The organism is Enterococcus sp. AZ129 (assembly GCF_051714505.1).
GTDB classification, from domain to species: Bacteria; Bacillota; Bacilli; order Lactobacillales; family Enterococcaceae; genus Enterococcus; species Enterococcus faecalis.
Genome location: NZ_JBIORY010000001.1, coordinates 2498232 through 2519683, shown reverse-complemented (window position 1 = coordinate 2519683; position 21452 = coordinate 2498232). Strand labels below are relative to the sequence as shown.

Annotated in this window: 20 protein-coding genes; 19 read left to right on the top strand and 1 reads right to left on the bottom strand. The window is 39.5% G+C overall.

Annotation, left to right across the window (positions count from 1 at the left end; genetic code table 11):
- The first annotated feature begins 15 nt into the window (after positions 1–15).
- Positions 16–1224 (top strand): pyridoxal-phosphate-dependent aminotransferase family protein, encoded by a 1209-nt coding sequence (locus tag IGJ90_RS12460; protein WP_002355061.1) that lies wholly within the window; start codon positions 16–18, stop codon positions 1222–1224.
- A 97-nt stretch (positions 1225–1321) separates the two neighbouring features.
- Entirely contained in the window at positions 1322–2581 is a 1260-nt protein-coding gene (locus IGJ90_RS12455) for an MFS transporter (protein WP_002367356.1), read from the top strand.
- A gap of 48 nt (positions 2582–2629) precedes the next feature.
- Here the strand turns inward: IGJ90_RS12455 and IGJ90_RS12450 are convergent, their stop codons facing one another.
- Positions 2630–2890, bottom strand: coding sequence for a metal-sensitive transcriptional regulator (locus IGJ90_RS12450; RefSeq protein WP_002355063.1), 261 nt, complete (start codon positions 2888–2890; stop codon positions 2630–2632).
- Between the two features lie 168 nt (positions 2891–3058).
- Here IGJ90_RS12450 and IGJ90_RS12445 point away from each other — a divergent pair, with 168 nt between their 5' ends.
- The 17 genes from IGJ90_RS12445 to IGJ90_RS12365 all read left to right on the top strand — a co-directional run bounded on the left by IGJ90_RS12445 (position 3059) and on the right by IGJ90_RS12365 (position 21377).
- On the top strand, positions 3059–3373 hold the full coding sequence (locus IGJ90_RS12445) for a rhodanese-like domain-containing protein (RefSeq protein WP_002367354.1): 315 nt from the start codon (positions 3059–3061) through the stop codon (positions 3371–3373).
- Positions 3374–5023 carry an FAD-dependent oxidoreductase gene (locus tag IGJ90_RS12440; protein ID WP_002367353.1) on the top strand — a complete coding sequence of 550 codons (1650 nt, stop codon included), beginning with the start codon at positions 3374–3376 and terminating at the stop codon, positions 5021–5023.
- Positions 5016–5315, top strand: coding sequence for a rhodanese-like domain-containing protein (locus tag IGJ90_RS12435; RefSeq protein ID WP_002355066.1), 300 nt, complete (start codon positions 5016–5018; stop codon positions 5313–5315). Before IGJ90_RS12440 ends, IGJ90_RS12435 begins: the two co-directional genes overlap by 8 nt.
- A gap of 171 nt (positions 5316–5486) precedes the next feature.
- Positions 5487–6653 (top strand): efflux RND transporter periplasmic adaptor subunit, encoded by a 1167-nt coding sequence (locus tag IGJ90_RS12430; RefSeq protein ID WP_002361088.1) that lies wholly within the window; start codon positions 5487–5489, stop codon positions 6651–6653.
- Positions 6646–7320, top strand: coding sequence for an ABC transporter ATP-binding protein (locus IGJ90_RS12425; protein ID WP_438768208.1), 675 nt, complete (start codon positions 6646–6648; stop codon positions 7318–7320). The genes IGJ90_RS12430 and IGJ90_RS12425 overlap by 8 nt, the downstream gene beginning before the upstream one ends.
- Positions 7317–8525 (top strand): ABC transporter permease, encoded by a 1209-nt coding sequence (locus IGJ90_RS12420; RefSeq protein WP_002367350.1) that lies wholly within the window; start codon positions 7317–7319, stop codon positions 8523–8525. Before IGJ90_RS12425 ends, IGJ90_RS12420 begins: the two co-directional genes overlap by 4 nt.
- Before the next feature lie 380 nt (positions 8526–8905).
- Positions 8906–9571 carry a helix-turn-helix domain-containing protein gene (locus IGJ90_RS12415; RefSeq protein ID WP_002367349.1) on the top strand — a complete coding sequence of 222 codons (666 nt, stop codon included), beginning with the start codon at positions 8906–8908 and terminating at the stop codon, positions 9569–9571.
- 96 nt (positions 9572–9667) lie between these two features.
- Entirely contained in the window at positions 9668–11116 is a 1449-nt protein-coding gene (locus IGJ90_RS12410) for an amidase (RefSeq protein ID WP_002367348.1), read from the top strand.
- 65 nt (positions 11117–11181) lie between these two features.
- The gene (locus IGJ90_RS12405; RefSeq protein ID WP_002367347.1) at positions 11182–11709 is read left to right on the top strand and encodes a histidine phosphatase family protein; all 528 of its coding nucleotides are present in this window, start codon (positions 11182–11184) and stop codon (positions 11707–11709) included.
- Positions 11710–11830: 121 nt separating this feature from the next.
- Positions 11831–14644 carry a sigma 54-interacting transcriptional regulator gene (locus IGJ90_RS12400; protein WP_104659688.1) on the top strand — a complete coding sequence of 938 codons (2814 nt, stop codon included), beginning with the start codon at positions 11831–11833 and terminating at the stop codon, positions 14642–14644.
- A gap of 71 nt (positions 14645–14715) precedes the next feature.
- On the top strand, positions 14716–15117 hold the full coding sequence (locus IGJ90_RS12395; protein ID WP_002367343.1) for a PTS sugar transporter subunit IIA: 402 nt from the start codon (positions 14716–14718) through the stop codon (positions 15115–15117).
- Positions 15118–15136: 19 nt separating this feature from the next.
- Positions 15137–15631, top strand: a complete 495-nt coding sequence (locus IGJ90_RS12390; RefSeq protein WP_002355078.1) for a PTS system mannose/fructose/N-acetylgalactosamine-transporter subunit IIB — start codon at positions 15137–15139, stop codon at positions 15629–15631.
- 23 nt (positions 15632–15654) lie between these two features.
- Positions 15655–16404 carry a PTS mannose/fructose/sorbose/N-acetylgalactosamine transporter subunit IIC gene (locus tag IGJ90_RS12385; RefSeq protein WP_002355079.1) on the top strand — a complete coding sequence of 250 codons (750 nt, stop codon included), beginning with the start codon at positions 15655–15657 and terminating at the stop codon, positions 16402–16404.
- A complete protein-coding gene (locus IGJ90_RS12380; RefSeq protein WP_002359140.1) occupies positions 16404–17255 on the top strand; it encodes a PTS system mannose/fructose/sorbose family transporter subunit IID in 852 nt (283 codons plus the stop codon). The genes IGJ90_RS12385 and IGJ90_RS12380 overlap by 1 nt, the downstream gene beginning before the upstream one ends.
- A gap of 11 nt (positions 17256–17266) precedes the next feature.
- Positions 17267–18370: a DgaE family pyridoxal phosphate-dependent ammonia lyase gene (locus tag IGJ90_RS12375; RefSeq protein WP_002367342.1), complete on the top strand. Its 1104-nt coding sequence runs from the start codon at positions 17267–17269 to the stop codon at positions 18368–18370.
- A 3-nt stretch (positions 18371–18373) separates the two neighbouring features.
- A complete protein-coding gene (gene dagF / locus IGJ90_RS12370) occupies positions 18374–19117 on the top strand; it encodes a 2-dehydro-3-deoxy-phosphogluconate aldolase (protein WP_002361094.1) in 744 nt (247 codons plus the stop codon).
- Positions 19118–19463: 346 nt separating this feature from the next.
- Entirely contained in the window at positions 19464–21377 is a 1914-nt protein-coding gene (locus IGJ90_RS12365; protein ID WP_002367341.1) for an endonuclease MutS2, read from the top strand.
- The last annotated feature ends 75 nt before the right edge of the window (positions 21378–21452 follow it).

Below are 21452 nucleotides of genomic sequence, written 5' to 3'. Positions count from 1 at the left end.
AAGTGAGGGATTACTATGTATCAACAACCAAATTTTGTACGGCGAACAATCATGACGCCGGGACCAGTCGAAGCCCATCCATCGGTACTTCGTCAAATGGGTCAACCAATTTTAGGGCAATTTGATCCAGAATTTCTACAGATTATGGACGAAGTTCGGGAAATGATTAAAGTACCTTTTGCCACAAAGAATCAACAAGCCTTTGCCATTGATGGCACGTCACGTTCAGGCTTAGAAGCGGGGTTATTTGCATTGATTGAGCCAGGTGACAAAGTGCTTGTGCCTGCGTATGGCCGGTTTGCTTATTTATTAGGTGAAATTTGCGAACGCGCCCGGGCCGAAGTCATTTATTTAGAAAAGGACTGGCTCGCACCGTTTGAACAAACAACGGTGATTGAAGCGATTAAAGAACATCAACCAAAAATTGTTGCGATGGTCCACGGCGAAACGGCGAATGCACAAATGCAACCACTGGATCAAATTGGCGCCTTTTGTCGGGAAAATGAAATTTTCTTTGTAGTAGATATGGTGGCGACTTACGGCGGTGTTGAAACAAAGGTCGATGATTGGAAGATTGATATTGCGGTAGCAGGCACTCAAAAATGTGTCAGCGTACCTTCAGGCCTTTCTTTAATTACCTACAACCAACGTGTAGCCGATTATCTGGCGGGCCGTTACCAAAAAGAGTTAGGGCTTGGCGCGGATGCGCGGAATGAACGGTTCATTCAAAGTAACTACTTGGATTTATCGCAATTAGAAAAATATTGGGGACCAGAGCGCTTAAATCACCATACAGAAGCGACTACAATGATTTATGGGCTACATGAAGGGTTGCGCTTGTTACTTCAAGAAGGCATGGAAAATGTCTACGCACGCCATCGGAAAAACGATCGTATTTTAGTTGAAAGTCTGCAAAAAATGGGCTTAGAAATTTTCGGGAAGTTAGACACAAAAACACCAACAGTCATTCCTGTGGTCATTCCAGAAGGAATTGATGGTGAAAAAGTGCGGAGCTTATTACTGGATCATTTTAAAGTTGAAATTGCCTCTTCCTTCGGTGATTTAAAAGGAAAAATTTGGCGGGTCGGTAATATGGGTTACAGCAGTCGGGAAGACAATGTGTTGCATTTCTTAAGTGCCTTTGAGACTGTATTGAAACACCAAGGTTATCAATTTGAAGGCGGTAGCGGTAGTACTCATGCATTGGCTGAGTATTTAAACTAAAAAAGAAGGTAGGACAAAGGTCACTACGTAAAAAAGCGTAGTGCTTTTGTTCCTTGTGAAACGTTAACCAAAAAAATGATTGGTGGAGGAAAAGAAAATGACAGACAAGACAAAAAGTTCGTTGGCTTATTGGAAAAAAATCGTTATTTTACTATGTATGGGCTGGGTAACAATCTGGATTTATCGTTCCGCGCTTTCTCCCGTTTATCCACAAATTCGCGCGTCTCTAAATGGTAACGCTTCCGATACGGCCCTAGGGTCCATTTCTAGCTTTTATTTTCTCGGTTACGTAGTCATGCAGATTCCTGCAGGCTTCTTGGTAGACAAAATTGGGAAAAAACGTGTATTAATTCCAGGCTTTATCTTGTTTGCGCTGGCAGCATTACTGATTGCCCAAGCCCAAACGATTGGAACAATTTACTTAGGTAGCTTATTGGCAGGCTTAGGATGTGGTTCTTTCTATGGCTCGGCTTACTCGTTGACGTCGCAAAACATTCCTCAAGCCAAAAAAAGTTTTGCAACAGCTATTGTCAACAGTGGTTCAGCAGTTGGTTCAGGTTTAGGGATGATTTTATCTAGTTATTTAGTTGCCCAAAAAGGATTACCTTGGCAAGTGATGATGTACATTTCCGCCTTTATGATTATTTGTATGTTAGTGGCTTTTCAAGTGATTATTCGCAATCATAAAGAAGACATGGCCTTGATTCAGCCAACCGTTGTTGATGAAAAAGATAACGAAGTGGTAAAAGAAAAAGTGCCCTTTAAAAAACTGTTTGCGCCACATATGCTATTTGCGTATATTTTATATTTTGGCACTTGTTATGCATATTATATGATTGTGACTTGGTTACCTAATTTTTTAAGTACCGAACGTGGTTTCCAAGGAGCAGCAATAGGGTTGTCCTCTTCGCTGGTCGCATTTGCCTCTATTCCAGGAGCGTTATTTTTTAGTCGGTTGGCGGATAAGTACATGCATAAAAAAGTTCAATTCATCGTTGTTTTAGAATTTTTAGCAACAGCCATGCTCTTGTTAACTGTACAAGTAAGTAATGCGACGTTGTTATTAATTGCTTTAATTATGTATGGGTTCTTAGGAAAATTAGCTGTAGAACCGATTATTATTTCTTGGCTAGGTGAAAATGCACCAAAAATTGGAATTGGCACTACTTTGGGCGTGTTTAACTTTTTCGGCATGATGTCATCTGTGATCGCCCCAGCTTTGACTGGGAAAATTTCTGACACAACTGGTTCGAAAGTCATGGGCTTTTATATCGCCGTCGTGATTTTACTAATTGGCACGATTCTTTTTATGCTTGTCAATTTAAAAAAACGCGGGGCAGATTTCTCTAATAAATAAAAATAAAACAACGCAAACTTATCTTTCGCTGAATAAGTTTGCGTTGTTTTACTTTTTGACAATCATATTAATCGCTTGTGCTAATCGCTCTTCTTGTTCTTTAGGATCTTTTTCAGGATTTTCAAAGCAATGCTTTAAATTCTCCGCAACTATCATCCCCATTACGCGATCAATACTAGAACGGACCGCACTCAACTGAGTGATAACATCGATACATTCTTTTTCTTCATCAATCATTTTTTGAATCCCGCGAATTTGACCTTCTGTGCGGCGTAAACGATTCAGCACTTTCTTTTTTTCTTCAGTCATTTTGCCCCTCCTTAAGAGTAGTGATTGGTTTAAAATATACCTACACGAGGTATTTTTGTCAACTATCTTTTCTTTGAATCTAAAAATGGCAGAAATCTCTTCAGTTGACAAGTCTAACTTTTTCATGTTAAATATACCCCATAAGGTATATAAGAGAAGGAGAAAAAGATGTTATTTCAATTGTTTAAAAAAACGCCAAGTATTTCAACAAAGGAATTGCAGTCACGTTTATCTAAAGAGATAACGTTATTAGATGTCCGAACACCTAGCGAATACCGCACAGGGCATATTCCACAAGCGACTAATGTCCCACTTAACAAAATTCCCGCCTACAACAAATCCGCTAACGAAGTCTATGTGATTTGCCAGTCCGGCATGCGCAGCAAAAATGCGGCCAAAATTTTAGCGAGAAAAAACTATCACGTGATTAACGTTCGTGGCGGGATGTCCCAATGGTCTGGTCAAATTAAAGGAGGAAAATAAATGAAAATTGTAATTATCGGAGGCGTGGCTGGTGGTATGTCCGCAGCGACACGTTTACGTCGCTTAATGGAAGATGCTGAAATTGTTGTCATGGAAAAAGGCCCTTTTGTTTCATTTGCAAACTGTGGTTTGCCTTACTACGTTTCTGGCGAAATCGCAGAAAGAGAGCAACTGCTTGTTCAAACACCCGAAGCGTTAAAGGCACGGTTTAATTTAGATGTTCGTCCTCACCATGAAGTCGTGGCGATTGATCCAATAGAAAAAGTGATCACAGTGAAACATGAAACAGAAATTTTAACAGAACACTATGACAAATTAATTTTATCACCAGGGGCGAAACCTTTTGTGCCACCAATTACAGGATTGGCAGAAGCCAAAAATGTTTTTTCATTAAGAAATGTTCCTGATTTAGATCAAATTATGACAGCCTTGACACCAGAAACAAAACGAGCCGTCGTGATTGGCGCAGGCTTCATTGGCTTGGAAATGGCAGAAAACTTGCAAAAACGCGGATTAGAAGTCACTCTCGTGGAAAAAGCACCCCATGTTTTACCACCATTAGACGAAGAAATGGCCGCTTTTGTCAAAGCTGAATTAAGCAAAAACAATGTTCAAGTAATTACGGGACAATCTGCGGTTGCTTTTGAAGAAGAAGGGCAAGTGATTCGCTTAGAAGACGGTCAAACATTAGCTTCTGATTTAACCATTTTGTCGGTGGGGGTCCAACCAGAAAATACCTTAGCAGTTGAAGCAGGTGTAGCAACTGGTTTACGTGGCGGTATTGTTGTTGATGAACGCTATCAAACGAATCAACCCGATATTTATGCGGTTGGGGATGCTATTGTAGTGAAACAACAAATCACTCAAGAAGATGCGCTGATTTCTTTAGCTTCTCCTGCCAATCGCCAAGGACGTCAAGTAGCGGATGTGATTGCTGGGTTAGAGAGAAAAAATCAAGGGAGCATTGGGACCGCCATTGTGCGAGTCTTTGATTTAACCGCTGCTTCAACTGGTTTAAGCGAACGGGCTGCTAAAGCTGCTGGACTAACAACAGCTGTTGTGCATATCAGTGGAAAAGACCATGCGGGGTATTATCCTGGCGCAACAGATCTTCAGTTAAAATTAGTTTTCCATCATACGACAGGGGAAATTTATGGCGCACAAGGAATTGGGGCCAAGGGCGTAGATAAGCGGATTGATATTCTTGCGACCGCTATTAAAGGACAGTTAACTATTTTTGATTTGCCTGAATTAGAGTTTACCTATGCGCCGCCGTTTGGTTCAGCGAAAGATCCTGTGAACATGTTAGGCTATGCAGCGATGAACCTTGCAGAAGGATTGAGTGAAAACGTTCAATGGTATGAGTTATCCAACGAATTAGCTAATGGAGCTGTTTTATTAGATGTCCGTAATCCCGCCGAACGAGCCAATGGTCAATTTAAAAATGCTGTGTCTATTCCTTTAAATGAGTTAAGAGAACGTTTGGAGGAATTAGACAAGTCAACGGAGTACATTGTTAGTTGTCACAGTGGTTTGCGTAGTTATATTGCAGAACGAATGCTAAAACAAGCGGGCATCTCAGCCAAAAATTTAGATGGTGCTTTTGCGCTATATAGAATGGTAAAACCGGAGGAACTAGAAAATGTATAACACGATTGGCATGCCTGAATTTTATCAGGAAGCAAAACGAAAAAAATTACCGATTATTGATGTACGAGAAGAAATGGAATACCAACTGGGGCATGTCCCTCAGGCCATCAACTTACCTTTAAGTACTTTAACCGAAAATTATCAGCAATTAGATAAAAACCAACCCTATTATCTGATTTGTCAAATGGGATCGCGCTCCGCACAAGCGTGTGCGTTTCTCAGTCAACAAGGGTATCAAGTAACCAATGTTCTAGGTGGTACATCTGGCTGGTTGGGTCAATTAGAACAATAAAATAACAAAAAACGTTTATCCTTTTACACAGGATAAACGTTTTTTTGTTAGATAAAGATGTGTCAAAACTGTAAGAGGAATGATAGGAAGATGAAGGGACCAGTTTTTTTATTCATTATATACTAAATAAAATGACAAACTCGTCAACAGAAATCAAGGAGGAACAAATAAATGAAAAAGTCAGGCCAGAAGAAGCGAAATAAAAAAGTGTGGTTCGGTATTGGTGCCGCAGTGGTCGTCGTCGGATTTATCGGAGCAAAAACAGTTTTTTCTTCAAAAGAAGTTGAACCTGAATACACAACGTATACCATTACAGAAATGGCCTCATTAAAATTAGATGGTCAAGTGAGTTTTCTAGATACTCGGGATATTTTCTTTGATCCTTCTTTAGGAAAAATTGCCGAAATAAATGTTGAAAATGGTAAAGAAGTCAAGAAAGATAGTCCATTGTTAACGTACAATAACTCAGACATCCAAGCCACAGAAACAGAACAAGCGAATGCCGTTAATCGGAACAATCTTCAAGTTCAACAAGCACAAGAGAACGTTAACTTAGCCACTCAAAAATACAATGAAGCGTTAAACAAAGTTGCTGCAGCCAAGCAAAAATTAAACACCGCAAAAGAGGCTGAAGAGAAAGAAACACTAAATGCGGAAATTCAGCAATTGAATGAAGCCGTTAGTGCTGCGAATAGTGAAGTCGCCCAAGCTAACCAAGCCCTTCAATTAGCCAACAGTGATGCCGTCGGAGCAGCAAACACGCTTGAACAAACACGTGGCAAAGTTAACACAGTCGTTACAGCACCAATTGATGGCCAAGTCACTGTCGATGCTAGTGCCATGAGTAGTACCGACAAACCAGTCATTAAAATTGCAACACAAAAGAAAAATATTCAAGGAAAAGTAACCGAATATGATTACGATAAATTACAGACAGGGGAAGAAGTAACAGTGACGACCGTTGGTTCAGGCAAATCAGCGCCAGGCAAAATTGTTTCCATTGCGCAAACCCCAATAGCTAAAAATGAAGGCAATCCAGTAGTGAGTTATCAATTTACAGTAGAAGGTGATTTTCCTTGGGCAGAAGGCTTGTCTACTAGTATCGCTGTGCCACAAAAGCAAATGATTATACCGACAGCAGCAATCCAAAAAGAAGGCGAAAAAGAATTTGTCTATGTTTACAAAGCGGGCAAAGCGAAAAAAACACCGATTGAAACAGAAACAAATTTAGGTCGTAAAGTTGTCAAAAGTGGCTTGAATTGGAAAGACCAAGTGATTGCCAATCCCAATAAAGAATTAAAAGATAATCAAGATGTTCAGGTAGCTGCCAATGATTAAGCTATCCCATATTCATAAATATTATTATTCCGAAGAAGAAACACTGCATGTGTTAGTTGATATTAACCTCCAAGTAGACGCTGGAGAATTTTTAGCGATTATGGGTCCTTCTGGTTCTGGGAAATCGACTTTGATTAATTTGCTAGGCTTTATTGATAAAAAGTTTGAAGGAACGTATTTATTTGAAGACCGTGAAATTGGCGACTTTTCTGATAAGGAACTATCCCGAATTAGAAATGAAGCAGTCGGCTTTGTCTTTCAGAATTTTAGTTTAATTGAAACACTAACAGTTGAAGAAAACATTGAATTACCTCTTTTATATAGTGGGTTAACCCCAAAAGAAGCCAAAGATCGTGTCCACGAAGTTCTGACAAAAGTCGGCTTGCCAGATAAAGGCAAGAAGCATCCAAAACAGCTTTCGGGCGGACAACAACAACGTGTGGCTATTGCGCGTGCGATTGTCAATCGGCCAAGTTTTATTATTGCAGATGAACCAACTGGGGCTTTAGATAGTAAAACATCGGAAGAAATTTTAACGCTCTTTCAGCAATTAAACAATGAAGGTGTCACCATTATTTTAGTGACACATGATGAAGAAACAATTGAATACTGCAATCGTTTGATTAAAGTTCGTGATGGAAAGATTTTAGAGGAGGTGCTGACATGAAACGTTCAATTATTTGGAAAACCGCCTTCCGTTCCATTTTGAAAAATAAGCGACGCAGCTTGTTAACGATGCTAGGGATTGTCATCGGGATCGCTTCGGTGATTACCATCGTGGCTATCGGTAACGGCTTTAAAGAAGACATGGTCGATAAATTATCTGCTGAAAAACAAAAAGAAAATGTGAAAAAGATTTCTTTTTCGGCCTACAACACTTCGGATATGTTTAGTGACCAAGCGATGTTTACCGACAATGATTTAGGGGTCGTGCGCATGGTTCCTGGCGTAGAAAAAATTGATTTTGATCAAAGAGAAGTTGATGGCGCCCAAAAAGGTACACTGAATTTTCAAGCAGGACCGAAAAATCTTTCTGTAACCTATGAACTTGCCAACAAAACCACCAAAGAATTGTTGGCGGGACGCCAACTGAATGATGGAGACAATGCAAAACTGGATAAAACAGTGGTGGTGGATGAACTGGTTGCCAAAGAACTCTACCAAGACCCAACTGCAGCAGTTAATCGAACTTTTCCGTATAAAGATCAACTTTTTACCATTGTTGGCGTGACAACCAATACCAGCGGTGCCATTGGTCCAGGTAATGATGACTCATTGCTTTATTTTCCCAAAAAGACCTATGAACATTATTTCGGCAAGCTAAAAGATACATCTACGTTGAAGCTAACAGTAGCACCTGGCTATCAACCAGATCAAGTATTGAAAGAAACAATAAAAACTCTCTCTCAACAAGGAACCATGAAAAACAGCGGGACGTATCAAGAATATAATGTTAAAGATACCATCAAAGAAATGGGCTCTTTATTAAATAATTTAACCTTGTTTATTTCCGCAATTGCGGCCATTTCACTGGTAATTGCTGGGGTCGGCGTTATGAATATGATGTACATTTCGGTTTCAGAACGGATTAAGGAAATTGGTATCCGACGTGCATTGGGCGGGACAGCCAGTGATATTAAAAAGCAATTCTTAACAGAAGGAATTGCCTTGACCTTAATCGGCGGAATTACTGGTTATCTTTTAGGAATGATTATTGCCTACTTAGCATCAATGGCACTACCGTTTTCTGTTCGTCCAGATTTAATGACCGTTTCATTAGCCATTGGGATTTCTGTCTTTATCGGGGTTGTATTTAGCTATTTCCCTGCCTCGGCAGCTTCGAAAAAAGACTTGATCGATATTATGAAATAAATACAAACAGCAAAAAAACAGCCACTTTTGGCTGTTTTTTTTAGTGAAAGTAGAAAAAAATCCAAAGATTTCAAGAGAAAATAGCTGACAAACGTCAAAAGGTTGATATTAGCTACCAACCTTTTGACGTTTGTCAGCTAAATAAAAAAGAAAAAAATTGAAAAAATAGCACGTTGAGGATTAAATAACAAATATTTTTTAAATAAGACTATTAGAAAGCCTTTATAAATCAGGGATTATAGGAATGACTGTTAATGACTGATTTGCTTGTAAATTTCTAAATTTTAATTCGAAAAATTTCCAGTATACTAAATATATCAAAACAAAACACGAAAATTGAGAAAATTTTGAACTAAAAAAGAATTAAGGAGGAATCAAGAATGAAAATAATGGTCATCACAAAAAATGTCTTAGCAGAAACTGCTTTTCAAAACCGCTTACAGCATTTAGATCACCAAGTTTTTTGTACGACGTGTCTGATTGGTGAAATTAAGGAAAGTCATTTGTTTTATCGAAAATTTGATGCAATCATTCTCAGCGAAACGATTCCTCGCAAAGAACAATATTTATATCTAAAGGAATTAGCCAGAGTTAAAACGCCGTTGTTTCTTCGCTCGGAAGACATTCCTACCTCGGAAGAATTGAGCATTAGCTATCAATATGGCATTCTCAATTGGTTACGATTGGATGCGACTTTGGATACATTAAGAGAAAATCTCCTTTTGGCAGAATTAAATAAACCCATCCAACGAGAAGATGAAAAGTTAGATGTAGAGGGGATAAAGCTAACAGCCGCAGAACGTGCACTACTGGCTGTCTTGTATAGTACGCCAAAAGAACACTTACCAATGGAGCGCCTGTGTAAATTAATATATGACACAGAAGAAACAGCCAATAATCGAAAAAAAATGACCAAACAGCTGACAAAATTAAATAAAAAAATTCAAGTAGGGGGCTTTAAAAAACAAGGTATCCAAAATACACGGTATAAAGGCTACAAACTGCATCCGCAGTTGCTTCCTTACATTGGCGAATTATTTACTTAAAATAGAGAAGCACTTGACGAATGAAAATCACCATCACAGGATGACCTCTAAAAACCATGCTATACTAATACGGAATAATATAGGAGGTGGGTCTGTATGAAAGACGGACTATATTGGGTACAACAATTAAAAGAACAGAAAGTAAGTCGCACAGAACTCTTAAAGGATATTGAGAAAAAAGTCCAAAAGTTAAATCCAAAGATCAATGGCTTTGTAACTTTTGATAGCCAAGAAGCAGAAGCAACTTATCAAAAAAATAAACAGCAGGACACACTATTTGCTGGTTTGCCATTTCCATTGAAAATGTTAGGCCAAGAAAAAGCGGGGTGGTCAGCAACGGCCGGCTCGCAACTTTTTAAAAATAGTACTGCAACAACGACCTCTAACTTTGTCAAACAAGCAGAAACGATTGGTTTGATGCCTTTAGGACAAACCAACGCTCCAGAGTTTGGCTTTAAAAATATTACGGACCCTGCGCTTTACGGGCCAGCCCGCAATCCTTGGAACCTGGAACATTCGCCAGGCGGTTCCAGTGGCGGCGCTGCCGCAGTTGTCGCTAGCGGGATTGTTCCTATCGCCGGCGCTAGCGATGGCGGTGGCTCCATCCGAATTCCCGCCTCTTTTAGTGGCTTAATTGGCTTAAAACCTAGCCGTGGCTCCATGCCTGTCGGCCCAGAAGGCTGGCGAGGCTGGCAAGGTGCCTCGATTGACTTTGCGTTGACTATTTCTATGAGAGACACCAAAGCGTTATTTTATGGCCTACGTGGTAGCCACAGTGGCGCCCCCTACCAAGCGCCCTTGGCAGAATGGCAAACACACACTAAAAAACAACGGCTAAAAATTGCTCTGTGTACCGCTTCGCCTATCGGCTCAATGATTTCGCCAGAAGCAACACAAGCGGCGAAACAAGCGGCTGATTTTCTGGCAGCCGCTGGCCATGAAATCATTGAGATTCCTTATCCAGTCGATGGTGCAGCGCTGATTCGCTCCTATTATCAAATGAACGGCGCAGAAACTACAGCGATGATGAATAGCATTCAACAGGGGCTCGGGCGCCCAATTCGTAAAGAAGAAATCGAACCTTTTTCATGGACCATGCATCAATTTGGCCAAAAGATTCCAGCAGCCACCTATGTTCATTCATTACAGTTGTGGGATCAAGCAGCAGTAACGATGGAAGAACTTTTTCAAAAATTTGATCTGTTTTTATCACCAACAACGGCTTTTTCAGCACCAAAAATTAACGAAGATTTGCAAAGTGAGCACATTCGTCAACGAATGGCGCAAGCAGCAGAATTAACAGAAGCAGAATTAGCTGAATTAATCTATGATTATTTTGATAAAAGTTTACAGCTAACACCGTATACTCAACTAGCGAACTTGACAGGACAACCAGCTATCAGCTTGCCCACACATGTGACGGCAACGGGGTTACCCTTAGGCATTCAATTGCTGGCTGCTCGTGGACGTGAAGATCTCTTATTCCAAGTAGGCGAACAGTTTGAGCAAGAAGGCAAATTTAAATTACCAGAAAGTTACCGCTAAATAGGGTGTTATTGTGACCAAATTTCAGATAAAATAGACACAAGACAAAAAACTGAGGTGGAAAAATGCTGTACGTAGTGAGACATGGTGAAACAGATTATAATGTGGCCCGTAGAATTTGTGGTCATGCGGAAGCGCAATTGACCGAAAAAGGCTATCAACAAGCGGAATTGGTAGCTGAAAAAATTGCCAAACAAGGAATTCAAATCGACCGTTTACTGGCGTCCCCTTTAAAACGGGCGCAAGAAACAGCACGTAAAATTGCGGAACGAAATCAATTGACGATTGAAACAGAACCTCATTTAATTGAGATGAATTTTGGCATTTATGATGGTGAACCGATTGAAACAACGGCTTTCCAAGAAAATCGTTCTGAGATTTCCTTGCCGTTTCCAGAAGGGGAATCAGTCCTAGATGTCGCGGGTCGAATTTATCCCTTGATTGAGGAAGCCTTGGCTTCAGAGGAAACTTACTTATTTGTTTGCCACAATGCGGTTATGCGAGTCATTGATAACTACTTCAATGGTAAAAAAATCCAAGATTTCTTGGACTTTCATTGTGAAAATACACAACTTGTACAATACGGAGAATAAAAATCAAGTCTTTAATCTTTTGGTTAAAGACTTGATTTTTTTTATGGTAAATAAGAAACCGCTTCCGTTTTAATGTATAATAAATTAACTTTTGGATCAAAAAAGAAATGGGGAAAAGACTATGAGAATTGATAATATTCATCAAGCGTTAAAACAGTTTCACGTACAAAATCCAAGTAGCAAAGCAACCTTGTTGCCCGCAACGGCTTCGCAATTAAGTCAGACCTCTGGATATACCCGAACCGCTGTTAGTGAAGAGCTTTCAGAATTAGTGAGAAAAGACCAAGTCGTTAAAGTTAAATCAAGACCGGTGTTATTTTTTGATAAAGACTACTTAGAGGAACAGTTTCCTTTTTTTAAAAGTAGCACGTGCTATGATTCCCTCGCTTCGCTGCAAGAGGATATTTATCAACAGACAGAACAGATACATAAGAAAAAGCAGCTACTGAAAATGAATCCATTTGCGAACGTAATTGGTTTTGATGGGAGCTTAGCAGACGCCATCAAGAAGTTGAAAGCCGCTATTTTATATCCGCCTAACGGCTTGAATATTTTACTTACTGGAGAATCTGGGGTGGGGAAAACCTTAATTGCAGAACAATTACACCAATTTTATCAAGTTAAAATGAACCAGGAAGTCCCGTTTATTTATTTTAATTGTGCAGAATATTTCAACAATCCAGAATTATTAACTTCGCATCTGTTTGGCTATAAAAAAGGCAGTTTCACTGGTGCCGTCAATGACCAAAAAGGTTTAGTGGAGTTGGCAGATGGCGGTTTTTTATTTTTAGATGAAGTCCATCGATTAACGAGCGAAGGCCAAGAAAAATTGTTTACAGTTTTGGATAAAGGGTATTTTACACGGATGGGCGAAGCCGAAAAACAAAGAAATGTATCGATAAAATTTATTTTTGCAACAACCGAAGCCGTCAATCAACATTTTTTGAAAACGTTTTTAAGAAGGATCCCTGTGACATTAGCCATTCCAGCTTTAGCCGAGCGCTCTTTGAAAGAAAAAATTCAATTGATTTTGTCCTTTTTCTTAGAAGAAAGTCAACGGATTCAAAAGAATATCCATATTCGTTATGAGGCGTTGAAACAATTAACGTTTACTCATTTTGAAGCCAACGTTGGCGAATTGAAAGCGGCGATTCAATTTATGAGCGCACAAGCCTATTTAGAAGTGTTCGATCAATTAACGGAAACTATTTGCATTGAAGCAAACGAGGGAACAGTCAAAGAGCAACCTGATGTAGAAAGTCTGCTGGCTTTTAATGAGTGGATACCTAACGATGGCCTCACGATTCAATACAACCATTTTTATTTAAGCAGTCAAGAGTTACTCAAATCGGAAAGTCTGAAAAATGATCGTTTTTATAATTTTCTATTGAAAGAATATGCGGATTTGAAAAAATTAACTCTTTCGACAGAGGATGCGCTAGCAATCATGCAAAACAAAGTAGAGCAACTTTATGATATGGATATTTTTGCTCAAGAACCGCTAGCCATAGAGGCCATTGACGAAACATTGCAGCCAAAAATTCAAGAAGCCATTGTCTTTTTTGAACAATTAATCCAAGAAAAATTGACAGAGGATTTCCAGAATATTTTAATTGTCCACCTTTATTCTGCTGTTTTTTATTCTGCACAAATGAATGAAACGTTTTATTCAGATACCAAAAATATCTATTCTGGCAAAGTAACCCAGTATCAAGCTGCTAAGACCATGGTGGACTTTCTACAAACATTGTTTGGGATTTCTTTTGCTGATACGGAAATTCTCTTTTTCGATCTATTTATTCGTAAAGTCACAGCTAAAAAAAGAGCGCACTCAGTTGAAGAAAACTGTGGCGTTATCGTCGTTGCACATGGTGCCGCGACGGCCAGCAGCATGGTTGAGTACACCAACCTTCTGTTCTCAACAACGGTCATGCGTGCAGTTGATATGCCGATTAATCAATCAGTGGAAGAAACATTAGAAAAAGTCCGTGCAATTGTAAAGCAAAATCAGTATAAAAAAATTATTTTAATGGTGGACATCGGTTCCCTGGTTTACTTTGGTAATGCTATCAGTCAAACGTTTCAAATGGAAGTGCTGCTAATTAGCAATATCAATCTCTTAACATTGCTAGAAGTGGCCCGAGAAGTCATTTATGAATCGACGGCGTTTGAGTATCTATTACCAGTCTTAAAAGAAAAAAATCATCGCGCCTTGATTTGCAGTAAAGGTCGCTTCAACGAGGCAAAAGTTCTCATTATTTCCTGTCTAACTGGCATGGGGACTGCTATTAAAATTGAACAGTTGTTACTAAAAACTTTTCCTAATGAATTACTAACGAATGTACGCATCATTACTTTAGAGAAAAGAGAAGTGGAAGACATTGATCGCTTGCATTCTTTTGTTCGGAAAGAAGAGAAAATCGTTGGCATCATTGGCACCGTAAAGACAGAAGTGCCAGATATTCCGTTTATTTCTTTACAAGATTTACTATCGAAGCGGGGCATTCAGCTAGTTTTCGAATTATTAGGCCATCATTTAGAAGAAAAACAAAACCAAGAGTTACTAAAGAAAGTTTCAGCTAAATATATTCAAGGATTATCAATCGAAGCTATTACAGACTTACTAACGGTTTTGAATCCTACAACCATTTCAATCGAATTAGCTAAGATTTATTCAGACATTTGCTTGCAAACCAAAATAAAAAGTGACGAAAAGATTTTACTTCGTTTTATCATTCATTGTGCCTGTATGTTAGAACGGCAATTATTGAATCCAGAATATGACCCGACAGCTTATGAAGTGTCATACCGAGAGTTGCCAGAAGCAGTATCTGTCATAAAAATGGCGTTTCGACCGATTGAAGTGTCCTATAATTTGTTGATTCCACCTTTGGAAGTGCGTTATATTTATGAATTGCTCTTTGAAAAGGCTTAATTCAAACGGAAATGAAAGTTGGCACACTTATTGCTTTTAATAAAATGATTAATTAGCAAAGGAGTTTGTTTATGGAAAATGAACCAATTTTACTTTTAACACACAATGGTTGGGGCTTGGAATTAGTCAAAAGCGTCCAGATGATTGTTGGAGAAGTTACAAATGTACATGAAGTTGCATTACAAGCAGAGGATTCACTGGGGGATTATTTAGAACGAGTCACAGAAAAAATTGAACAATTAACGTGGCACAACCAGTTGCTAATTTTAACAGATGTTAAAGGCGGCACACCTAGTAATGTTGCATTGCGTTTATCAAAAGATTATGATCTCTTGATTGTGTCCGGATTATGCACATCGTTATTATTAGAATCCGTCATGAAACAAAGTGGTCCTGGGTTTCGTTTACAAGATGCAGAGATGATTCAACAAGCAGCAGTAGACAGTTGTCAAATTTTAGAAATTCCAAAATAAGAAAGTACAGGTGAACAGAATGTCAAAAATCGTATTAACAAGAGTCGATAGCCGTTTAATCCATGGACAAGTAGTGACTAAATGGTTACAACAATCAGGTGCAAATGAAATTTTGGTAGTGAGTGATGAACTAGAGCAAGATGAATTTTTACAAAGTATTTATTTAATGGCGGCGCCTCCAGGGGTATCTGTAGTAATTAAAGGGATTGAAAGTGCCAAAGAATATTGGGAATCGCAAGAAAAGGAAGAGAAAAAGGTGTTATTTTTAGTGCCAGATTTAACGACCTTAAAAGCGATGGTGGACCAAGAAATTATTAAAGAGGAGATTCAAGTTGGTGGCTTAGGTGGCGGACCAAATCGGAAAAATGTTTTAAAAAATATCAATTTATCTGAAGAAGATGTTGCAATTTTGACTGAACTTTTAACGAAGGGCATTCATGTTTTCTTCCAAGCGATTCCCGAAGAAAATCCCCTACCAATTCAAAAATTAATTGAAAAATATCAATCACTATAATCAGAGAAAAAGGAGAGAATCATATGGGCGTTTTAGGTGTTTCAATTATTATGGGACTTTATTATTGGTTTGCACGTTTGCGTTTTGGGTACACATTTTCAGGCATGCTGTCTCAGCCATTAGGTGCAGCGTTGGTGGCTGGTTTAGCAACAGGAAAACTTAGTGAAGCAATGGTTGTGGGGGCGGGGATTCAACTTGTTTATCTAGGAGTTACCTCTACACCGGGCGGCAATGTGCCTAGTGATCCGGCTTTAGCTTCAGCAATTGCGATTCCAATTGCTTTAGGTGTGGGAATGAATGCCGAGGCGGCTGTTGCACTAGCTGTTCCTTTTGGTGTGTTAGGCGTCTTTATGGATCAATTACGGCGGACCATCAATGCGACTTGGGTGCATATGGCTGATAAATATGCAGAAGAGTTAAATTATGGGGGGATTTACCGAGCTGCGTTTGTTTATCCAGCTTTAGCGGGATTTTTAATTCGCTTTCCGTTGGTTTTTGCGGCGAACTTTTTTGGTCAATCTGTGGTGAATAAAGTCTTAGAAGTTATCCCAGCATGGTTGATGCACGGCTTTGAAGTAATGGGTGGTATTTTACCAGCGTTAGGATTCGCCTTAACAATTATGGTAATTGGCAAGAAAAATTTGATTCCTTATTTTTTAATTGGTTTTGTTGCAGTAGTATATTTTGGCGCAGAAGTTATGGCCGTCGCTATTTTAGGAATCTGTATTGCCTTTTTAGTTAGAAATAAGGCATTGAGTGAGGAGGCAGCATAATGGAACAAATGACACAAGCAAATGAACAACAATTGGAACAGAAAAAAATTACTAAAAAAGAATTATCCAAAGCCTTTTGGATTTATCAACTAGGCTGTGAGTTATCCAATTCTTATGAACGTCTCCAAAGTTTAGTTTTTTGTGCATCGATGATTCCTGCAATTAAAAAACTTTACGCAGACGATGAAGAACAACAAAGAGAAGCTCTGAAACGTCATTTGAATTTTTTTAATACTGAAGGAACAGTAGGGGCTTCAATTCAAGGGATTGCAATTGCTATGGAGGAAGAAAAATCCAATGGTGCAGCGATCTCTGATACGGCGATCACATCGATTAAAACTGGGTTGATGGGTCCGCTGGCTGGGATTGGCGATTCGATTATTTGGGCAGCATTAATGCCGTTAATCATTTCCATTTTTATTCCAATGGCTAAAGGAGGTAACGTGATTGGAAGTATCGGTCCGTTGGTTCTGTACACAGCCATTACGTTATACATCAGTTGGACATTAGTGAATAAGTCCTATACATTAGGGCGTAATTCAATCTTAAGTTTGTTAAAAGACGGCAAAATTAAGCAAGTCATTTATTCAGCGAATGTTTTAGGAATGATGATGATGGGCGCTTTAAGTGCGAGTTATGTTAAAATTGCTAGCCCGATGACGTTTAAAGTTACTGGCGGTGCCACGATTGTTTTACAAGATATTCTAGATCAAATTATGAAAGGGTTACTTCCTTTAGCAGCAGTCATGGCTATTTATTTCTTCATGGTAAAAAAAGGCCCACGTTACGGTATCATTATCGGCACGATTGTCTTAGTTAGTTTGGTCACTTCATTCTTTGGTTTGTTATAAAGGAGAAAATAATGAATAGTTACGAAAAATTCCACTTAAAAGAAGTCATTAATGCTTCTGGGAAAATGACCATTCTAGGTGTCTCCAAAGTTTCGGAGGCAGTCCTCGCGGCTCAACGATTCGGCGGCGAACATTTCTTTGAAATGAGTGAACTTAGTGTGCAAACAGGGGCCTTTTTAGCCAACTTGTTGAAGGTAGAAGATGCCCAAATCGTTTCCTCGGCTTCGGCGGGGATTGCTCAATCAGTGGCTGCCTTGATTGGAAAAGGCAGCTTGTACCACGCGTACCATCCCTATACAGAAAAAATCGAACAACGGGAGATTATTTTACCTAAAGGGCACAACGTGGACTACGGCACGCCTGTAGAGGTCATGGTAGCGCAAGGCGGCGGCCAAGTAGTGGAAGCTGGCTACGCCAACATGTGCAGTCCAGAACACGTGGAAATGATGATTTCCGAAAAAACAGCGGCCATTCTATACATCAAAAGCCATCATACCGTGCAAAAAAGTATGCTGACGGTGGCCGAAGCGGCCAAAGTGGCGCAACGCCACAAGGTGCCGCTAATTGTTGACGCGGCAGCAGAAGAAGATCTTTTCAAATACACTGAAGCAGGCGCTGATTTGGTGATTTACAGCGGCGCCAAAGCCATTGAAGGGCCAAGTGCCGGTTTAGTGGTCGGGAAAAAAGAATACATTGATTGGGTGCGCCTACAAGGCAAAGGCATTGGTCGAGCAATGAAAATTGGCAAAGACAATATCTTGGGCTTTACGCAAGCAGTGGAAGAATATTTGACACATGGCAGTGAGTCAGGGGCTTCGATGCAAGAACGCTTAAAACCGTTTGTTGAAGCCATCAACAACCTGTCAGATTTAACCGCTAAAATTGTCCAAGATGGCGCTGGCCGAGACATTTATCGCACCAGTGTCAAAGTGAACGGCAGAAAAACCGCTAAGGAAGTCATTCAAGCATTAAAAGCAGAAAGTCCAGCCATTTATACGCGAGAATATCAAGCCAACAATGGCATCATTGAATTTGACATTCGTTCTGTCAATCAAGAAGAAATGAACAAAATCGTGCAACGATTACAAGAAATTATGGACACAAAGGAGAAATAAGCCATGTCATTAAAACCTAATTATTTAGAAGAACGCATTTGTTTAAACGTCTTAGCCAATTCAGTAGAAAATGCCCAAGCCTGTTATGAAGCAGCAGAAGGGCATGTTGTGCTAGGCGTCCTTTCAAAAAACTATGAAACCGATGAAGCAGCCATTGACGATATGAAAAAATACCAAGCAGCAACCAACAACGCTTTATCTGTCGGCTTAGGGGCTGGCGATCCTAATCAAAGTCAAATGGTGGCTCGCTTATCAGAAGTTCTACAACCGCAACACGTGAATCAAGTCTTCACAGGTGTTGGCGCTTCGCGGGCCTTACTTCGTCAAGACGAAACAGTGATTAATGGCTTGGTTTCACCCACAGGCAAAGTTGGCTATGTTAACATTGCGACAGGTCCGTTAAGCTCGGGTGCGCCAGCGGCAGAAGTACCTATCGAAACTGCCATCAAATTGTTGAAAGACATGGGAGGCAGTTCTATTAAATATTTCCCAATGAAAGGCTTGGCTCACAAAGAAGAATACCAAGCAGTAGCAGCAGCTTGTGCCAAGTATGACTTTTATTTAGAACCAACAGGGGGCATTGATTTAGAAAACTTTGAAGAAATTGTTCAAATTGCGGTGGATGCCGGCGTTAAAAAAATCATTCCTCATGTCTACAGCTCAATTATCGATCAAGAAACAGGGGACACTAGAACAGAAGACGTGAAAACGTTACTAACCATGATGAAAAACACATTGAATAAGTAAAGGGCCAATCTTTATTTGACTTTCTTCGCCAGATTTGCTACTCTCAAGTGGAGAATAAATAAAAACCAACAAATGAATGTGGGGTATTTTGGTGAGTGTCGTAGGTATCTAATTGATAAGTTGAATAACCAGTGAACCAAGCAAGGTTTATTTGGTGTGCTTAGAAAGTGATACCTGTCAGTCATCTCATTTACTAAATACCTCCTTTAGAAGAGGTTTCTTTAGTAACCTTTATCCAATGATAAAGAGGACAGCGGTAGAACGCTGTCCTCTTTTTTTTATAGAAACTGGTTTTTATTTAAAGGCGCCAGGTATTCTTTTCGTGATAGAAAGGAAGAAAAAACAAATGAATCATGAAACCATTCAAAAATTACAATTTACAACAATTCTTAAAGAAGTTCAAACACGTGCGATTGGCGAGTATAGTAAAGAACGGTTGGCGAAAATGGTCCCTGCAACACGTTTAGAAACAGTGCAGTCCCGCTTAACGGAAACAACCGAGGCCCGCTTAATTATTGATAGCGGACAACACGTCCCTTTCATGGGCTTGAGCCAAATTACCCGCTTGCTTCAACAAGTGAAAAAAGGCTTAGTCCTTACACCAAACGAATTGATTGAGGTCGCTGACTTTTTAAGAAGTAGTCAGCGAATCCAGAAGTTTTTTGAAAAAAATCAATACCAAACACCACGCCTATTTAGTTACAGTCAGCACTTAGCTGATTTCAGAGAAACCGAAGAACAAATTTATACGAAAATCCATAACCAAAAAGTTGCCACCGATGCTTCTCGACAACTTCGGAAAATCCGGCGTCAAATCAATGAATGCCAACAAGAAATTGAAACAAAAGTCACCAAATTTTTACGCAATAAAAATAATCAACTGTATATTCAAGAAAATATGATGGTGAAAAAAGGGGAACATTACACGGTACCAATCAAAGCTAGCTATAAAAATAAGGTTTCAGGCACAATCATTGAGCAATCCAATAAAGGACAAACGGTCTTTATTGAACCTGTAGCAATTAGTAAATTAAATGAACAATTGACACTCTTAAAAGCGGAAGAAACAGCGGAAGAATATCAAATTTTGGCAGAACTAACAGGGTTAATCAATGAGCAAGAACGACTAGTCGATCAAGCCGTCGATACAATGACCACCTTAGATATTATTTTTGCACGAGGAAAGTATAGTCGCGAAATTGGTGGGATCACGCCAAAAGTAAACAAAGAAGAACGCTTGCGCATTGTTCAAGGAAAACACCCTCTTTTATTAGAACACGCAGTACCATTGACGTTTTCTTTAGGAGCAGAGTATCGAGGACTTGTCATTACAGGTGCCAATGCTGGTGGTAAAACGGTTGTCTTGAAAACAGTTGGCTTATTGACTGTCATGACACAATTTGGGTTGCAAATTCCAGCACAAGCGGGCACAGAGATTCCAGTATTAGATGAAATTTTTGTCGATATTGGTGATCAGCAAAATCTGGAAAATGCGTTAAGCACTTTTTCTGGGCACATGAAAAATATTGCGGAAATGTTGCGTAATGTTAAGCGACACACGCTTGTTTTATTAGATGAAATTGGCAGTGGTACCGAGCCGAACGAAGGAGCTGGCTTAGCGATTGCTATCATGGAAACGATGTATCAAAAGGGGGCCTTGGTAGTTGCAACGACTCATTATGGTGAAATTAAACGTTTTGCCCAAGAGCATGACGATTTTGTGCCCGCCGCAATGGCCTTCGATCGTGAAACATTAACGCCCAAATATCAATTGAAAATTGGTGAAGTTGGCGATAGTCAGGCGCTTTGGATTGCACGTAAAATGAAGATGGAGCCACAGCTCATTGAAAAGGCGGCTCATTATATTCAGCGGAAAGAATACCCTACTAATCGAAGTCTATTTAAACCCCTGAAAGCAAAAGAAACGACCTTTGCCACGTTTGTAGAAGAAACAGACCGTTATCAAAAAGGTGATCGTGTCCTATTGACAGAAACACAACAAATTGGGTTGGTTTTTACAGATGAGGGTGAACAAGAAATCCAAGTATTTGTGAATGATAAAATTGAAAATGTACCACGAAGACGGTTGAAATTACAAGCGAAAGCACAAGATCTATATCCGCAAGACTATGATTTAGAAAGTTTATTTACAGATTTCCATGAACGAAAGAAACTCAAAGATATTGAACGCGGCTCAAAAAAAGCGCAGAAACAATTACGCAAAGAGGCCGAAAAAAGAGCAGCAAGACGCGACAAATAAGGAACTTAACAGAAGCAACACAACAACTTAACACTTTGTTTACTTGTTATTTATCAGAAATCAACTAAGACTTGT